At 71.2% G+C, this 17,100-nt stretch carries 15 protein-coding genes; 7 read left to right on the plus strand and 8 right to left on the minus strand.

Annotated features, from left to right (window positions below; all coding sequences use genetic code 11):
• Positions 1 to 19 precede the first annotated feature (19 nt).
• Entirely contained in the window at positions 20 to 1,132 is a 1,113-nt protein-coding gene (locus tag IE185_RS02295; RefSeq protein ID WP_138898241.1) for a PP2C family protein-serine/threonine phosphatase, read from the minus strand.
• 75 nt (positions 1,133 to 1,207) lie between these two features.
• Positions 1,208 to 1,735, minus strand: a complete 528-nt coding sequence (locus IE185_RS02300; protein WP_138898242.1) for a GNAT family N-acetyltransferase — start codon at positions 1,733 to 1,735, stop codon at positions 1,208 to 1,210.
• A gap of 48 nt (positions 1,736 to 1,783) precedes the next feature.
• Here IE185_RS02300 and IE185_RS02305 point away from each other — a divergent pair, with 48 nt between their 5' ends.
• Together IE185_RS02305 and IE185_RS02310 are read left to right on the plus strand one after the other, a co-directional pair.
• Positions 1,784 to 2,683 carry a TIGR01777 family oxidoreductase gene (locus IE185_RS02305; protein WP_138907722.1) on the plus strand — a complete coding sequence of 300 codons (900 nt, stop codon included), beginning with the start codon at positions 1,784 to 1,786 and terminating at the stop codon, positions 2,681 to 2,683.
• A 237-nt stretch (positions 2,684 to 2,920) separates the two neighbouring features.
• Entirely contained in the window at positions 2,921 to 4,225 is a 1,305-nt protein-coding gene (locus IE185_RS02310) for an NAD(P)/FAD-dependent oxidoreductase (RefSeq protein ID WP_138895366.1), read from the plus strand.
• Between the two features lie 75 nt (positions 4,226 to 4,300).
• On the opposite strand, the gene IE185_RS02315 is transcribed toward IE185_RS02310, so the two are convergent.
• On the minus strand, positions 4,301 to 5,746 hold the full coding sequence (locus IE185_RS02315; RefSeq protein ID WP_138907723.1) for an NsdA family TPR-like regulatory protein: 1,446 nt from the start codon (positions 5,744 to 5,746) through the stop codon (positions 4,301 to 4,303).
• A 234-nt stretch (positions 5,747 to 5,980) separates the two neighbouring features.
• Here IE185_RS02315 and lipB point away from each other — a divergent pair, with 234 nt between their 5' ends.
• The 4 genes from lipB (at position 5,981) to IE185_RS02335 (ending at position 9,015) form a co-directional block, all read left to right on the plus strand.
• Positions 5,981 to 6,778, plus strand: a complete 798-nt coding sequence (lipB, locus tag IE185_RS02320) for a lipoyl(octanoyl) transferase LipB (protein ID WP_138895364.1) — start codon at positions 5,981 to 5,983, stop codon at positions 6,776 to 6,778.
• A gap of 109 nt (positions 6,779 to 6,887) precedes the next feature.
• Positions 6,888 to 7,853: a lipoyl synthase gene (gene lipA / locus IE185_RS02325; protein ID WP_138895363.1), complete on the plus strand. Its 966-nt coding sequence runs from the start codon at positions 6,888 to 6,890 to the stop codon at positions 7,851 to 7,853.
• A 240-nt stretch (positions 7,854 to 8,093) separates the two neighbouring features.
• Positions 8,094 to 8,306 carry an SCO2195 family GlnR-regulated protein gene (locus IE185_RS02330; RefSeq protein ID WP_138895362.1) on the plus strand — a complete coding sequence of 71 codons (213 nt, stop codon included), beginning with the start codon at positions 8,094 to 8,096 and terminating at the stop codon, positions 8,304 to 8,306.
• Between the two features lie 10 nt (positions 8,307 to 8,316).
• On the plus strand, positions 8,317 to 9,015 hold the full coding sequence (locus IE185_RS02335; protein ID WP_138895361.1) for a DUF4191 domain-containing protein: 699 nt from the start codon (positions 8,317 to 8,319) through the stop codon (positions 9,013 to 9,015).
• Here the strand turns inward: IE185_RS02335 and IE185_RS02340 are convergent.
• Both IE185_RS02340 and IE185_RS02345 read right to left on the minus strand, forming a co-directional pair.
• Entirely contained in the window at positions 8,975 to 10,957 is a 1,983-nt protein-coding gene (locus IE185_RS02340; RefSeq protein ID WP_138895360.1) for a recombinase family protein, read from the minus strand. The two genes, IE185_RS02335 and IE185_RS02340, sit on opposite strands and share 41 nt — an antisense overlap.
• Positions 10,958 to 11,205: 248 nt before the next feature.
• Positions 11,206 to 11,673: an RDD family protein gene (locus IE185_RS02345; protein ID WP_138895359.1), complete on the minus strand. Its 468-nt coding sequence runs from the start codon at positions 11,671 to 11,673 to the stop codon at positions 11,206 to 11,208.
• 229 nt (positions 11,674 to 11,902) lie between these two features.
• On the opposite strand from IE185_RS02345, the gene glnA reads away from it, so the two are divergent.
• Entirely contained in the window at positions 11,903 to 13,312 is a 1,410-nt protein-coding gene (gene glnA, locus IE185_RS02350; RefSeq protein WP_138895358.1) for a type I glutamate--ammonia ligase, read from the plus strand.
• A 75-nt stretch (positions 13,313 to 13,387) separates the two neighbouring features.
• Here the strand turns inward: glnA and IE185_RS02355 are convergent, their stop codons facing one another.
• The 3 genes from IE185_RS02355 to IE185_RS02365 are packed head-to-tail and all read right to left on the minus strand — an operon-like array spanning position 13,388 to position 16,986.
• A complete protein-coding gene (locus IE185_RS02355) occupies positions 13,388 to 15,211 on the minus strand; it encodes a choline/carnitine O-acyltransferase (RefSeq protein WP_138895357.1) in 1,824 nt (607 codons plus the stop codon).
• A complete protein-coding gene (locus IE185_RS02360) occupies positions 15,208 to 16,071 on the minus strand; it encodes a class I SAM-dependent methyltransferase (RefSeq protein ID WP_138895356.1) in 864 nt (287 codons plus the stop codon). Before IE185_RS02360 ends, IE185_RS02355 begins: the two co-directional genes overlap by 4 nt.
• A 45-nt stretch (positions 16,072 to 16,116) precedes the next feature.
• A complete protein-coding gene (locus tag IE185_RS02365) occupies positions 16,117 to 16,986 on the minus strand; it encodes a HalD/BesD family halogenase (protein WP_138895355.1) in 870 nt (289 codons plus the stop codon).
• Between the last annotated feature and the right edge of the window lie 114 nt (positions 16,987 to 17,100).

Consider the following 17,100-nt stretch of genomic DNA (forward strand, 5'->3'; position numbering starts at 1 on the left):
CCGGGCCGCCGCGCCGCTGTCAGCCGATGTGCCCCATCGCCAGCAGGGCCACGTCGTCCTGCACGTTCTCCGCCTTGCCCGCGAAGCGCACGAGGTCCTCGCGCACCGCCTCGTTGAGGGCCATCAGGTCGTCCTCCGAGACCGTGGCGGCCAGCCCCGGCAGCCGCTGGGCCAGCGGGTAGAACGCGCCGGAGGCGTCCCGTGCCTCCGTCACCCCGTCCGTGTGGGCCAGGACCCGGTCGCCGTGCTCCAGCGGTACGGAGGTGACCGACACGGGCACCGTCCCCGCAAGACCGAGCCCCAGCGGCGGCGCCGGATCCAGCGCGAGCTCCCGCGCCGTACCGCCCCGCAGCAGCAGGGGCGGCGGGTGCCCGCAGCTGACCACGCGCAGCACGGGCTCGTCGGGGTCGCACTCCAGCACCACGGCGGTGGCGAAGAGCTCGGCGTGCTCCACGGCGGCGGAGTCGACGACCAGCCGTCTGTCCAGCCGCGCCGCCACCCCCGCCAGGTCCTCCTCGTCCAGCACGGCTTCGCGGAAGGCGCCCAGCAGCGCGGCGACCGTCGCGACGGCTTCCAGACCGTGCCCCTGGACGTCGGCCACCAGGGCCCGTACGCCGTGCGGGCCGTCGCGCACGTCGTACAGGTCCCCGCCCACCAGCAGCCCGCGCTGCGCCGACCGGTACAGCCCCGCGCACCGCACCCGGCCCACGGAGGAGGGCAGCGGCGGCAGTACGGCGAGCTGGGCGGCCTCCGCCACCGTGCGGACCGTGACCAGTTGCTGCTCGCGCCGGGTGCGCACCCATGCGATGACCACGCTGAGCACCACGACCACGACGACCGCGAGGAGGTCGGGCGTCTCCACGTCCCAGATACGGCGCCCGTACGGCAGGCTCAGCGTCAGCAGGGTGAGGCAGCCGAGCACTCCGACGCTCAGCGGGCCGTAGGCGAGGGCCGCGACGGGCGTCACGGCGACGACGAAGTAGCCCAGCTGGAGGGTCTCGGGGGTGACGATCTGGGCGACGGTGAGGACCGTGAGGATCACCGCGGGCAGGGCCCTGAGCCAGCGCGGCTGCGGTGTCCCGCGCAGCCAGCCGGGCACCTCCTCGGCGCCCCTGGCCCGCGCCGAACTCATCGCGCCGAGGGCCCGCGGCCCGTCGCGCGGGCAGCTGGGGCGGGGGGCGTCCGGAGGTTCTTCATACCCCACCCACTATGGCCCAGACAGCTGTGGCACGCCCGTCAGCGCGCGCCCCATGAGCACGTCGTCGACGTACGCCCCGTCCAGCCGGAACTCGCCCGGCAGCACGCCCTCGACGACGAATCCCTCGGCCTCGTAGAGGGCGCGCGCGGGTGCGTTGTGTCCGAGCACCCGCAGCGTCATCCGCAGGGCGCCCCGGCGCCGCGCCGTCGCGCAGGCGGCGCGCAGCAGTGCCCGCCCGACGCCGCGTCCGCGGGCCCGGTCCGCCACGGCCAGGCCCTGGATCTCGCGCACGTGCGCGTTGCTCGCGAGCGGCGTGGGCGCGACGGTGCGGACGTATCCGACGACCGCGCTATCCAGCTCGGCGACCAGGATGTCCTCGGGCAGGTGCCCCGCGTCGAAGAACGGCCCGTACGGCGGCCGCGGCCTCGGCTGCACGGAGTGCAGCGGCGACCAGGTCTCCCGGTCGAGCTCGGCCAGCTCCTTCTCGTCGGCCGTCGTGGCGGGACGTATCAGGGGGACGGCGGTGGGCTCCGGCATGGCTGTCACTGTGCCATCCGGTCCCCCCGGGCGGGAATCCGGGGCAGGATGGGCGGCATGCGGATCGCGGTCACCGGCTCGACCGGTCTCATCGGAACGGCGCTCGTGCGCTCGCTGCGCGCGGACGGACACGAGGTGCGCCGCCTGGTGCGGCGCGCGGCGACCAGCCGGGAAGAGGTGACGTGGGACCCCCAGCGGCAGTACGTCGACGCCGACGGTCTCGCCGGGTGCGAGGCGGTCGTGCACCTCGCGGGTGCGGGGGTCGGCGACCACCGCTGGACCGCGTCGTACAAGCGGGAGATCCGCGAGAGCAGGGTCCTCGGCACGGCCGCGATCGCGGAGGCCGTCGCGTGCCTGGACACGCCGCCCCGGGTGCTCGTGTGCGGTTCGGCCATCGGGTTCTACGGCGACACGGGTGACCGCGCGGTGGACGAGGGCGCTCCGCCGGGCGAGGGTTTCCTGCCGTCGGTGTGCGTGGACTGGGAGGAGGCCGCCGCTCCCGCGCGCGAGGCGGGCGTACGGACGGTGTTCGCCCGGACGGGTCTGGTGGTGGCGCGCGAGGGCGGGGCGTGGGGCAGGCTGTTCCCGCTCTTCAAGGCGGGGCTCGGCGGGCGGCTGGGGTCCGGTCGTCAGTACCAGAGCTACATCGCGATGCACGATCAGGTCGCGGCGCTGCGCCATCTGATCGACACCGAATCGCTCGAAGGTCCGGTGAACCTCACGGCGCCGAGGCCGGTGACGAACCGTGAGATCACCGAGGCGATGGGGCGGGTGCTGAAGCGGCCCACGCTGTTCACCGTCCCCGCGCCGGCGCTGCGGCTCGCGCTGGGCGAGTTCTCCTCGGACGTGCTGGTCAGTCAGCGGGTGCTGCCGCGGCAGTTGGAGGAGTCCGGCTTCTCGTTCGCGTTCCCGGAGATCGAGGACACGCTGCGGGCGGCGTTGCGCTGAGCCGAGCCGCCACGGGGGCCGGGCTCAGCACCAGCAGGTGACCGTTTCTGGCCACTTCCTGTCCGTCGCGCGACCATTTCTCTCCGGGTGTGCTCCGGTTGTGCTCCGATGCCCCGGTCGATGCGCGACTGTGCCGGCCCCCTGCCCACTTCTACGCTGCAACCCGAACTCGGGCATTCCGTGAACGTGTTGAGGGCATGAGACCCCCACAGTCACGCCGACCTCGGGGAGGGGCACGTGTTCACCACCGCACACCACGCGGACGTCGTCATAGTGGGGGCCGGGGTCGCCGGCCTCGCCGCAGCCCATCAGCTGACCAGCGCGGGAGTCACGGTCCGCGTCCTGGAGGCGGCCCCGCACGTCGGCGGCAGGATGGCCACCGACGAGGTCGACGGGTTCCGGCTCGACCGCATCGGCCAAGTGCTCAGCACCGCCTATCCGGAGCTGCTGCGGACCCCGGGCCTCGAAGGGATCTCGCTGCGCACCTTCTCCCCCGGCGTCCTCGTGCACAGCGAGGGCCGTCACTACCGCGCGGGCGAGGCGGGGAGCGCGCGAGGCGCGCTCAGCGCCGCGCGGGCCCTGGCCGGGGCGCCCCGGCCGCCGTTCGGGGGCGCACTCGACCAGGCGCGGCTCGGCGCGGCCCTCGGGCGGCTGGCGGCGACGCCGGTGCAGCGGCTGATGGCCCGGCCCGAACGCCCCGCCGGCGAAGCCCTCTCGGGGCGCGGCCTGCCGCCTCGTACGGTCAACGGCTTCCTGCGCCCGCTGCTCTCCGCCCTGCTCAGCGACCCCGGGCTCACCACCTCCAGCCGGTGCGCCGATCTCGCCCTGCGGGGCTTCGCGCGCGGCAGGCTGTGCGTGCCGGAGGGAGGGGCCTCGGCGCTGCCCGAGGTGCTGGCGGCCACGCTCCCGCCGGGGACCGTGCGTACGGGAGTGCGCGTGACCGGAGCGTCCACCACCTCGGTGACCACCGAGGAGCACGGCACGTTCGGCTGCCGCGCCCTGCTGCTCGCCACCGGCGCCCGCGCCGCCGCCGATCTCCTGCCGGGCCTGCGGGTGCCGGCCTTCCACCAGGTGACGGTCCTGCACCACACCGCGCCCGTCCCGCCCCTCTCGGACCCGGCCCTGCTGCTCGACGCGGACCGCGGGGGCCCCGTCTCGCACACGGCGGTGCTCAGCGAGGTCGACCCGTCGCGCGCGCCGCGCGGCCGGTCGTTGATCTCCTCCACCGTCCTCGGCGCCCCGCCGCCGGACCCCGACCGTGCGGTGCGCGCGCACCTGGCGAAGCTGTACGGCGTGTCCACCGACGCCTGGGAACTGCTCGCGGTGCACCACGACCGGGAGGCGGTCCCGGCCATGCCGGCGCCGCACGATCTGCGCCGTCCGGTACGGCTCCTCTCGGGCCTGTACGTGTGCGGCGACCACCGGGGGACGAGCACGGTCCAGGGAGCGCTCCACTCGGGCCGCCGGGCCGCGCACGAGGTGCTCCTGGACTTCGGCATCCACCCGGCCCACGCGACGGCCCACCTGCGCGAGGCGGCCTGACCGGCGGACGCCACGGCCCCCGGTCCGGGCGGCAGCGGGGCGGGGCGGGGAACAGCGCGTCGCCGCGCACCCCCGCTAGCCCAGCGCCGCCACCCGGTCCCGGTAGGTGCGGACCGCTGTCGCGTCGCGGTACGGCTCCAGGCGCTTCTCGAAGTCCCGCACGTACTCCAGCGCCCGCGCCGACCGCATCTCCGTGGCCTGCTGCGCCGCCTCCGCCCCCAGCGAGCACGCCTGGTCCAGCTCGCCGAGGCCCAGCCGCGCCGTCGCCAGCACCACGCGGCAGAACAGCCTGCTGCGCGCGTAGCCGGGCGCGCGGAGCTGGAGCGACCGCTCCGCGTGCTGCGCCGCCGCCCGGTACTGCTGGAGGTCCCGGTGGCAGTGCGCGAATTCGTCCGCCAGCTGCGCCTCGTCGAAGAAGCGCGCCCAGTGCGGCAGCTCGTCCCCCGGCCGCGCGGCCTCCATCGCGCGCTCCGCCCGTACGAGCGAGGCGGTGCATGCCCGGACCTCGCCCAGCACACCGTGGCCCCGCGCCTCGACCGAGTGCAGCAGCGCCTGCACGACGGCCGGCGCCGCGCTGCCCAGGCCCTGCTGGGCGACCCGCGCCAGTTGCACGGCCTCCCGGCCGTGGCCGAGGTGGATCGCCTGGCGGCTCATGGTGACCAGGACGTACGACCCGTACGGCCGGTCGCCCGCCGCCTGCGCGAGGCGCAGCGCCTGGACGAAGTACCGCTGGGCGAGCCCGTGCGCGGCGATGTCGAACGACGTCCAGCCCGCGAGCCGGGTCAGGTCCGCGGCGGCGGCGAAGAGCCGGCGCCCGGTCGCCTCCCCGTAGGTACCGCGCAGCATCGGTTCCGTCTCGTGCTCCAGGTAGCGCACCAGGGCCTGGCGGGCGTGCCCGCCGCCGTAGGCGTGGTCGAGCGTGCGGAACAGCTCGCCGACCGAACGCAGCGCCGCGATGTCCCCCATGGTCACGCGCTGCCCGGGTCCGCGGTCGGTCTGGCGCTGGCGGGGCACGGCGGCGCGGCCCTGCGCGGGCACCCGTGCGCCGTTCACCGGCGGGGGGTCGCCGCGGGCGACCCGGTCGTCGGCGCGCCCGATCAGCCAGTCGCGGCTCGGGACGACGAGCCCGGCCGGGGTGAACGCGATCTTGCGCAGCTCGGCGTGACTGCCCGAGTCCTTGCGCCACAGGCCGCTGACGATGTCGACGGCCTCCTCCGGACCGGCCGCGAACTCCAGTCCGGCGTAGACGGGCGCGCAGGCGTCGAGCCCCAGGTCCTGGGCGGTCAGCCGGCGCCCCAGACGCCGGGTGAAGACCTCGGCGATCAGTGCGGGCGTGGTGCCGCGGGGCTGCTGGCCGCGCAGCCATCGGGTCACCGACGTCTTGTCGTACCGCAGGTCGAGGCCGTGCTCCAGGCCGAGCTGGTCCACCCGTCGGGCCAGGCCCGCGTTGGAGAAGCCCGCTTCCGCGATGAGCGCGGCGAGCTGGCGGTTGGGCGTGCGCTGCGGGGGTCGTTCCGTCATCAGCTGTGCGGTCTCCTGCCTTCTGGGCGCCCGGGCAGCAGCCCTCATGGAACGGCGCGAATTTAGCGGCCCCCGCCGTCCGCTCCGGTCCCTTCGACCCGCATTCATCCGATCGTGTGAGGATTTGTGGCGAGGCTGACGAAAACGACCTGACCGGCGACCCCGTTCGAAGCGGTCGTACAGTGGCTGAGGCGCGCACAACGCGCTGGTTGTTGGTTCTAGGGAGGCGTTGCCGTGAGTGAGCTGCGGTTTGTCCGACTGGGGTTCGGCGAGCAGGCGGTCGAATACCAGGAGGCGTGGCAGAAGCAGCGCGAGGTGCACGCGGCGCGGTTCCTGGACGAGGTCCCGGACACCTGTCTGCTCCTCGAGCACCCGCCGGTCTACACGGCGGGGCGGCGTACGCAGGACAGCGAGCGCCCGCTGGACGGCACGCCCGTGGTGGACGTGGACCGCGGCGGCAAGATCACCTGGCACGGTCCCGGCCAGCTCGTCGGCTACCCGATCATGAAGTTGCCGCGCCCGGTCGACGTGGTGGCGCACGTACGCCGCCTGGAGGACGCCCTGATCCGCACCTGCGCCGAGTTCGGCGTGGAGACGAGCCGGGTCGAGGGCCGCAGCGGGGTGTGGGTGCTGGGCGACCCGGTGGAGCAGCGGCCGGCGCTCGGCGGGCTCTCCCTGGACTTCGACCCGCGGCTGCAGGACGAGGAGTTCGACGCGCGGCTGAACGGTCCCGAGTACGCCCCGTCCAACGCCGGCCAGCGCCGCGAGGACCGCAAGCTCGCCGCCATCGGCATCCGGGTCGCCAAGGGCGTCACCATGCACGGCTTCGCGCTGAACGTGAACCCGGACAACACCTGGTTCGACCGGATCGTGCCGTGCGGCATCCGCGACGCCGGCGTCGCCTCGCTCGCGGGCGAGCTCGGCCGCGACGTGACCATCGACGACGTCCTGCCGGTCGTCGAGAAGCACCTGCGGGACGTACTGGAGAACGCGGACCTGGCCCCTCGTCCCGTCGAGAAGGCCACCGTCTAGCCCCGGGGAATGCGAACCGCTGGCCATGGGTTGGCGAGACGTAATCCCCATACAAATATCGGGCGTACCCTGGTGGACGCCGAAGAATCGAAGTCGTAGGGAGCCGGACGTGTCCGCAGTCGCACCCGACGGACGCAAGATGCTGCGCCTGGAGGTCCGGAACAGCCAGACCCCCATCGAGCGCAAGCCCGAGTGGATCAAGACCCGGGCGAAGATGGGCCCCGAGTACACCAAGATGCAGGCGCTCGTGAAGGGCGAAGGACTGCACACGGTGTGCCAGGAGGCCGGCTGTCCGAACATCTACGAATGCTGGGAGGACCGCGAGGCCACCTTCCTCATCGGTGGCGACCAGTGCACCCGGCGCTGCGACTTCTGCCAGATCGACACCGGCAAGCCCGCCGCGCTCGACCTGGACGAGCCGCGCCGCGTGGGTGAGTCCGTCGTCACGATGGACCTGAACTACGCCACCATCACGGGCGTCGCGCGCGACGACCTGGAGGACGGCGGCGCCTGGCTGTACGCGGAGACCGTGCGCCAGATCCACGCGATGACGGCGGAGCGCGAGGCCGGCCGCACCAAGGTCGAGCTGCTGATCCCCGACTTCAACGCCGTCCCCGAGCAGCTCGCCGAGGTCTTCTCCTCGCGCCCCGAGGTGCTCGCGCACAACGTCGAGACGGTGCCGCGCATCTTCAAGCGCATCCGCCCCGGCTTCCGCTACGAGCGCTCCCTCGAAGTGATCACCCGCGCCCGTGAGGCCGGCCTGGTCACCAAGTCGAACCTCATCCTGGGCATGGGTGAGGAGCGCGAAGAGGTCAGCCAGGCGCTCCAGGACCTTTACGACGCGGGGTGCGAGCTCATCACGATCACGCAGTACCTGCGCCCCTCGCCGCGTCACCACCCCGTCGAGCGCTGGGTGAAGCCGCACGAGTTCGTGGAGCTGAAGGAGGAGGCCGAGGAGATCGGCTACTCCGGCGTGATGTCCGGGCCGCTGGTCCGTTCGTCGTACCGCGCGGGCCGGCTGTTCGGCCAGGCGATGGAGCGGCGCGAGGCACTGGCGGCCGTACCGACCGTGTGAATCCCGGCACAAGTGATTACTGGCCAGTAATGGCCGAGACGGCGCGGTCCGCACCGTCCCCGCAGGTGGGGGGACCGTGCGGGCCGCGCCGGTTTTTCAGCCGTACGTGTCAACGGTTCATGGGTGTTTGACCGCCCGGTCATGCGCTGGTAACACCAATCAGTGACCCTGGGTTTACACACAGCTGCACTTCCGTACCCGCCCGTTCCCGAGTCACCACTCCGAGGGGGGACCCACACCATGCACGCCGCGACACCCGTCCGCGCTACCGCCATCCCGTCCGTCACCCACGCCCTGCGCGCCGTCGAGTCCCTGCTCATGGGCGGCGGCCAGCGCACCGCACGCCGCAACGCCTGGACATCGGTGCTCGAGGACCGGCGCAGGGCGAAGGACCGGGTCGAGGCTCAGCACGTACTGGAGGCCGTGGCGGGCCGGGCTTCGCGGGCAACGTAAACTTCACAGCATGGCGAGGAAGGAACGCGCAGACAACGCGGACACTGCGAACCCAGGGCGACTCAAGCAGATTGCCCTGACCTACAAGATGACCCGGCGGGCCGACTCGAAGATCGGTCTCGTTCTCGCGGGTGTGGGCATCGTCACCTTCGGTGTCTTCCTCGCGATCGGCTTCTTGATCGATCACCCGGTCTACCTGGGCATTCTGGGCTTCCTGCTGGCCTTCCTCGCGATGGCGATCGTCTTCGGACGCCGCGCCGAGCGAGCGGCCTTCGGGCAGATGGAGGGGCAGCCGGGCGCTGCGGCCTCCGTACTGCAGAACGTCGGGCGCGGCTGGTCCACGACACCGGCGGTGGCGATGAACCGCGGCCAGGACGTCGTGCACCGGGCCGTGGGCAAGGCCGGCATCGTTCTGGTGGCCGAGGGCAACCCGAACCGGCTGAAGAGCCTGCTCGCGGCCGAGAAGAGGAAGATGGCGCGGATCGTGGTGGACGTACCGGTCCACGACATCATCGTCGGCAACGACGAAGGTCAGGTGCCGCTGAAGAAGCTGCGCACCACGATGCTCAAGCTGCCGCGCGTCCTCACCGGCCCCCAGGTGACGACGGCCAACGACCGGCTGCGCGCGATGGGCGACCTGATGTCGAACATGCCGTTGCCGAAGGGGCCTATCCCTGGGCGCGGGGCACGGGGACCACGGCCGCGATAACCCCCGGCCGGACGATCCCCCGCATCTCCATCGGGGGCAACAGGAACGGCTCGTGCAGGGGGACCGACTCCCCATCCGCGAGCCGTTCCATGATCAGCTCCCAGAGACCGGACTTCGCCCAGCGCCGCCAGCACTGCCTGAGAGCATCGGCGCCGCCGTACATCTGAGCCACTTCGGGCCACGACGCGCCGGTGCACGCTTTGTGCAAGATCCCCTCCAGCGCTCTGCGCGGGAAGGACAGGGTCGACCGGCCAACCAGCAGGGGCTCGGCCTTCTGCCACGCGCTGTCCGTGAGTACGGGAACGTCCAAACTCCTCGAACGGAACCACTCGGCGAGCGCACACGCCGTCCCGCCGACGGCTGAGGGTGCCTGGCCCTGCACGGTGACTGTGATGCCAAGCTCAGAGAGCAGCTCCGCCCGCTCCTCAGGAAGCATGTCGTCCAGCTGCCGGACGCCCCGATCAACGGCCCGCCGCTCGGCCGCATCGGTTTCCGCTCGCCACAGAAGCACTTCGGCTCGCGTCTCGATCAGCCGGGCCGACTCTTCGCGAAGCGGCTCCACAGCCCTCTCCGCCACTGTTTGAGCTGTACCTCGTAGGGCTGCGGCGGCCAAGGCCGCCGCGATGGCCTGATCCAAAGCGTCAATCTGCTCCTCAAGATCCGCTAGGCGCGCGACGAAGCCCGCACGGTCAGCGCCCACCTCCGCAGACGTCCGTCCAGCAGAGACATCACGCCGGTCGGTGTCGGTCACGAGCAGTGCCAACTCGTCCCTGACCCACTGCTCGACCTCATCAGCACGGATCATGGAGCAGTCACAGACCGGCGCTCCCGGGAATGTTTCATTCTTGCCCGCGCAGCGGTAGTACCGATGCGCTTCCTTCGCGGCACTGCTGCCGACGTAGTACCTGCCGCACGGCGAGACGATCCTTCCGGAGAGCAGGTAGCGCGGGAGATCTGCCGGGCGCTGTCGGACAGGCCTCGCCACGGCTGCCCGCAGCTCGGCCACCTGGTCGACGGTGAAGAGCGGGGTGATGGGTACGACGACTGTCTCCCCATGGAGCGGTCTTCCGTCAGCGCCCAGCCTCACGCCTCTCTCACCCCTCGAATCCAGGTTACGGAAGACCCAGCGAGCCTCCAGCAGGTCCTCGTTGAGAAGCCTGGACCGGAGATTCGGATGAGACCACTGCCTCCCCGACCGGGTCGTCCGCCCCTCGGCATTGAGCTGAAGGGCTGCCTTACGCCAATTACCCGTGTGCTCAACGACCAATTCACGAGCGCGCCGCAGGGTGTCGGCCTCGTGTCGCGTCGCACACCTGCCGTCCCGTATGAGGCAGCGCTCGCCGGCGTCGCATTCATCAGGGAGCAGGCGAGATTCCTTGTTCCCGCCGTAACGCTCGACCCGGTACCCAAAGCGTGGCTGCCCGCCGGAGTGCCCTCCCCGGCCGGCCTTCTCCTGGATGCCCCCCTGGGTCCGCCTGCGAATGGCCTCCCACTCCAGCTCGGCGTATTCAGCCAGCCGACGCAGTTCTCGCCGCCCCTCGTGGGTGGAGGTGTCGATGTCACCATCCACGACGGCAACAAGAATGCCGAGTTGTTCCAGCGTCCAGATCCAACGCCAGAAGACCCTGGCATTTCGCCCGGCTACTCGGCCTTCATTGATTACCACGACATCGAAGGCGCCGCGAGCGGCGTCCTCGACGAGGGTGCGAAGCCCCGGACGGGCATGTGCCTGCAGGCTGCCGCTGACACCTTCGTCGGTGTACGTCCCGACGTGGGTCCAGCCTTTGGCTTCTATGTAGCAAGAGGTCCTCACGCCTTGGTAGGCGACTCCGTATCCCTTCCTCTGCTCATCAGTGGATACCCGCAGGTACTGAACAGCGCGAAACGGGCCATGCCCGGCGGGCTCGACGGCGGCGCATGCAGTTGTGGCAGTGTTCGTCATGTCAGTCCTTCCCGACTGGCCAGACCCCGGAGCGTTGGCGCGCTGCCGGGGTCATCCATGAGGCGGCCAACCCTAGAGCCGCGGCCACCAGGGTGAGGCCAGAACGGGTGTTTTGATCTCTTTACGCCTAAAGCCGGGCAGACTTTTCCTTCTTCGGAAGGAATGGACTTTCGATGACACACAGGACGGCCCGGGCCTCATTGGCCCGGGCCGTCCTGTACTGCGTCCGCTGCCGCCGGCTACCGCCGTCAGATCCTGACCTGGACGGCGCGTGCGAGGCGGTCGTGCAGGCCGCGGCCGTCGCGGTCCCAGACCAGGGCCGGGATGGCCAGGCACAGCAGGACACTGCGGACGAACACGCGGAAGAAGCCGAGGCGGCCGCCGTTCTCGGAGACCACGCGCAGGCCGAAGAGGCGCTTGCCGGGGGTGGAGCCGACGGTGCCGACGGTGAGCAGGCTCAGTACGAGCAGCACGCCCAGGGCCCAGTTGCCGGACGCCTGCCCGTCACCGCCCGTGAGCAGCCCGTATGCGATGAGCATGCACAGGGCCCAGTCGGCGAAGAGGGCGCCGAAGCGCCGGCCCAAAGGGGCGATGGCGCCGGGCCCGTGCTCGGGCAGTCCCAGCCGCTCACCCCGGTACCCGGTGTCGGCACCCATCTGCTTCGCGGCTTCGCCCGGCCCGGAGAGCCACGATCCGATTGCTTGCCTGTTGTCCACCCGTACACGGTACTGCGACCGCTTTCGTACCCTGGAGGTCGGGGCCCGTCGTGGCCCGTCGCGCTCCCGTCGGGGCCGGTCAGGAGCCGGTCCGGTTAACTTGCGCGAAACAAATGGGTCATGCTTGAGAAATCCGGTCTGCCTATGGTCGGGTCCAGCGTGTGCCACCGCACTGGCCGCACGGAGAGCTGCAACCCCATCCCCACCGGGTGGGAGTAGGAGGAGTTGGATGTTCCAGAACGCCGACGACGCGAAGAAGTTCATCGCCGACGAAGACGTCAAGTTCGTCGACGTCCGGTTCTGCGACCTGCCCGGAGTGATGCAGCACTTCACGATCCCGGCCGCGGCGTTCGACCCGAACGAGGAGCTGGCCTTCGACGGATCGTCGATCCGCGGCTTCCAGGCCATCCACGAGTCCGACATGGCGCTCCGCGCGGACCTGTCGACCGCCCGTCTCGACCCGTTCCGCAAGGACAAGACGGTCAACATCAACTTCTTCATCCACGACCCGATCACGGGCGAGCAGTACAGCCGTGACCCGCGGAACGTGGCGAAGAAGGCCGAGGCGTACCTCACGTCCACCGGCATCGCCGACACGGCGTACTTCGGCCCCGAGGCCGAGTTCTACGTGTTCGACAACGTGCGCTTCCAGACCTCCGCGAACGAGTCCTTCTACCACATCGACTCCGAGGCCGGCGCCTGGAACACCGGTGCGGTCGAGAACAACCGCGGTTACAAGGTCCGCTACAAGGGTGGCTACTTCCCCACCCCGCCGGTCGACCACTTCGCCGACCTGCGTGCTGAGATCTCCCTGGAGCTGGACAAGAACGGCCTCCAGGTCGAGCGCCAGCACCACGAGGTCGGCACCGCCGGCCAGGCCGAGATCAACTACAAGTTCAACACGCTGCTCGCCGCGGCCGACGACCTGATGCTCTTCAAGTACGTCGTGAAGAACGTCGCCTGGCGCAACGGCAAGACCGCGACCTTCATGCCGAAGCCGATCTTCGGTGACAACGGCTCGGGCATGCACGTCCACCAGTCGCTGTGGTCCGGCGGCAACCCGCTGTTCTACGACGAGCAGGGCTACGCGGGCCTCTCGGACATCGCCCGGTACTACATCGGCGGCATCCTGAAGCACGCCCCGTCGCTGCTGGCCTTCACCAACCCGACGGTGAACTCGTACCACCGCCTGGTGCCCGGCTTCGAGGCCCCGGTCAACATGGTCTACTCGCAGCGCAACCGCTCGGCCGCCATGCGCATCCCGATCACGGGCTCGAACCCGAAGGCCAAGCGCGTCGAGTTCCGCGCCCCGGACCCGTCCTCGAACCCGTACCTCGCGTTCTCGGCGCTCCTGATGGCCGGCCTGGACGGCGTGAAGAACAAGATCGAGCCGGCGGAGCCGATCGACAAGGACCTGTACGAGCTGGCTCCCGAGGAGCACGCGAACGTGCAGCAGGTCCCGACCTCGCTGCCGGCCGTGCTGGACGCCCTGGAGGCGGACCACGACTACCTGCTGGCCGGCGGTGTCTTCACCCCCGACCTGATCGAGACGTGGATCGACTACAAGCGCGTGAACGAGATCGCCCCGATCCAGCTCCGCCCGCACCCGCACGAGTTCGAGCTGTACTTCGACCTCTAAACCGCGCGGACAGTACGCGGCAGCACGGAGGGCCGCCACCCGGTTTCGGGTGGCGGCCCTCCGCGTCGTGGTGGGTCAGGCCCCCGGTGCCAGGAGGGCGCGCAGTTCGGCGATCGCGCGACGGAGCTCGGTGGCGAAGGTGTGCATCTGGGCGGCCACCGGGCGTGGGGTGCTCAGGTAGAGGTTGAAGCGGGTGGGGAGCAGGACGTACGCGACGCCGATACAGCGGGGGCTGGTGGAGCCGAAGCCGAAGTACTGGATGTTGGCCGAGGGGGCCGAGCTGGTGCTCAGGTAGTCGTCGCGCATCTTCAGCCAGCCGGGGGTGCGGTAGAGGGCAGGCTGCTCGGTGACGCCCAGTTCGGCGCCCCGGCGGCGCTGGATCAGTTCCAGTTCCCACAGGTGCTGCTCGGGCGCCTGGCCGGCCTGGCACTCCTTCGCGCGGGCGACGTGCTGTTCGGCCGCTGCCCGGAACGCGGCGCGTCGCGTCGCGGCGTCCGCCGCCCGGTCGTCCATCGCCGTGACGAAGGCCGTCATCTCGGGGGTGACCACCCGCATCGCCTCGGTCCGGCCGTGCCGGTACTGGCGCGTGGCGATCGACTCGTACGTCGCGCCCAGGTGTCCCTTCGCGCGCTGGTGGGCCAGCTGGTAGGCGGCCTGGACGAAGGCGTCCGGTGAGACGCCGAGCGCCTTGGCGGTGTCGGCGCCGAAGTCCTCGAAGGAGACGGTGCTGGTGGCCGTGTCCTTCCCGTACTGCGCGAAGGCCTCGGCGGCGGAGCGCACCTGGGCGCGCAGGCTGTCGTCCAGGTCGAACGTGACGGGTTCGGGGACCGGCGGGCCCTGGGTGCGGGCTCCGGACCGGCGTGCGTGCTCGTCGGCGGGGGTGCTCAGGAGGGCGTCGGTGAAGCTGAGGATGGTGGTGCCGTCCAGCTCGCAGTGTTCGACGTTGATGCCCGCGCGGCCGTCGGCGAAGACGACGAAGGACACGGCCTTGTCGAACCAGCGGTTGCCCCGGTCGCCGTAGAGCAGCTCGTCGCAGGCCGCCTGCGGGTCCGCCGGGGCGAAGTCCTCCAGGCAGACGCAGAACAGGGCGGTCTCGATGGTGTCCAGTGCCTCCCCGTTGCGGGGGTGGCGGGCGAGCAGGGACTGCCGGGCGGCCGCCCACTGTGCCCGGGCCATCGTGGTGAGGTGGCCGACGGATGTGCCGGGGGCGGGCGGTTCGGCGCCCGCTTTCATGACGGCGCGCAGACCCGCCCGCAGGTCGTCCGGGCTGTGCGGCACACCGTCCGGGCCGAGTACGTCCAGCCGGAAGGCGGCGCCCCGGAAGAACACCACGATGTGCCGGGCGTCGGACGGGCCGGGCCATGCCTCGGAGTAGGGGCTGCGGACGGTGTCCAGGTCCGCTCCGGGGATGCGGGTGGTGGAGAACAGGTACGTGTTCTGCACCATCGACTGCGGCCGTCCGCGCTGGGTGACCGGCGGGATGCTCTCCCGGTCGAGCCGGCTCTTGTAGTGGAGGGCCCCCGCGATGAGGCCGGCCGCCCGTTCCACCTGCTCCTGGCCCGAGTCCTGGAAGAGGAAGAAGAAGTTGGCGTTCAGGGCGATGCGGTCCCGGCGGCCGAGGTAGCGGTACGGCCAGAAGGTGTCGAGCCAGCTGTGCACGCCGTCGGTGGCGTCGTACTCCTCCAGGGCCCGGTGCAGAACCCGGCCCGGTCCGCCGGGGCGCAGGAACGCGGCCACTTCCGCCTCCGTCGCCGCCCGCTCCCCGGCGTCGAGCAGCGGGGCGCACCAGGCGAGGAACCTCTCGCAGCTCGCCTCCAGCGTGGGCAGCGGCACCCGCGGGAGGCTGTTCTCCTGGGAGAAGGTCGTGACGGCGGCCGCTGGTGCCTGACTCGTGTTCACAGCTGTTCTCGATTCGGTTCGTGGGGGCCCGTCGCCTGCTCGTCGGCGGGCCGGGAGAGGTAGAGCTGTGCGTACATCCAGCCATCTGTCTCCAGGCCGTGTGGATCCACGCCGACGGCCGACATCTTTTCCAGTACGAGCGACTGCTCCTCGGCAGAGGCGAACCGCCGCTGTTTGAACACCCCGTCGACGCGGACGGTCCGGTACCCCAGGCCGGCCAGCGCCTGCTCGACGGGGTCGAAGGGGAACATCCGCAGTACGAAGTGCGCCATCCAGGGGCGGTGGCCGCCCTGCGCCCGCACGACGCGCGTGAGGGTCCGCTCGGTCACGTATCCGAGGCAGCCCGTGGAGATCACCAGGTCCGTGCCGGCGAACTGGGCGCGCTGGTGCGCCGTGGGCTCGTTCCTCTCCAGGTCGGCGTTCACCGCGTCGTCGAGGAAGCCCGCCTCCAGCGCGTAGGCGAGGGCGCTGGTCGAGGTGTCCAGGCCGGTGAAGCGGATGTCGCGCGCCGGGCGGCGGGAGAACGACAGCTCGCGGTCGCGGGCCAGCAGGGCCTGGCGGGTGGTGCCCCGCCCCGGCTCCTGGTTCTCCTCGCCGCCGTAGCGCTCGTACAGCTCGTCCATGGTGGCGTCGTACTTCAGCAGTGCGGCGTTGATTCCGTACGAGCAGCCGATGTCCAGCACCTTCGGCACCGCTACCTGCCGGGTCTGCGCGTACTCCTCGATGAGCTTGGTGAAGTAGGGCTTGGCCAGCTGGGGAACGCAGTAGCCGAGCGGGCGCAGCACGTGGAAGTAGGCGCGGGGGTCGGGCTGCGTGTAGATGTGGTCGAGCGTTACTTTTCCGGTCGCGTCGAAACGCACAGGGCTTGCTCCTCCGTGGGTCGGCGAAGTTGCGGAGGCGGTCCGCTAGTCCAGCAGCCGGTCGCCCCGGACGGCCCGGCCCTCGCACTCCAGGTGCTCGGGCAGGACCCGGCCGAAGAGCTGGCGGGTGCGGGCGACGCTCCCGATGACGCCGGGGCGCTCGCTGTAGGCGAATATCGCGGAATGGCGCGCCGCCGGGCCGCCCACGGGGCTCACCCGGTGCAGCGCGTACCGGCCCTTGAACAGCTGCAGGTCGCCCGGTCGCAGGGGAAGGCGCCGGACCAGCCGCTCGCCCCGGCCGTCCAGTACGGCGCGGACGTCGTCGAAGTTCTCGTCCCGCGCGGACCTGATGTTCGGGCAGTACTCGAAGTCTCCTCCGGAGTGCGCCTGCTGGGTGAGCATGCTCACGGTGAACTCGTTGGTGTCGAAGTGCCACGGGTGCTCCATGCCGGGCGCGACGACGTTGAGAACCAGCCCGGAGAGCGGGTCCGCCAGCTCGTGGAGCTTCGGCAGCCCGAAGCAGCGCGCGACGAACCGCTGGAAGTCCGGGTGGGAGTAGAGCCGGCTGATGAGGGACTTCGCGGGGACGCGGTCGCGGGCGACGAAAGCGTTGCCCCGCTGGAAGGTCCGGCGGCCGGGGTGTTCCTCCGGCAGTTCCGAGTCGACCGCGATGTTGTAGACGTTGACCGTTTCGACGTCGGAGTGGGCCCGGGGGGCGATGGCCGCGCACTCCTCCCGGAGGATCTCGCGCAGTGACGGGCGGACGAAGTCCGGCAGCACGGTGCAGCCGACAGCGGCCAGTTCGCGCCGGGCCCGGGAGACGACGTCCTGTCCTTCGGCGCTGTCGGGTTCCGACAGGGGGTACCGGGCCGTGTCGACCACCCGGTCGAGCGTCGTGGCTTCCGCAGTACTCATTCGATCCTCTCCGCACAGGGGCAGACCGTGTTTGCCGGGCAACTGTACTGATCGGTAATCGAGTTGGGGGCATCTGTGACACGTCACACGGCGCGGGCCCCGCGCGCGTGCGCG

Source organism: Streptomyces chryseus (genome assembly GCF_014650755.1).
Taxonomy (GTDB): domain Bacteria; phylum Actinomycetota; class Actinomycetes; order Streptomycetales; family Streptomycetaceae; genus Streptomyces; species Streptomyces chryseus.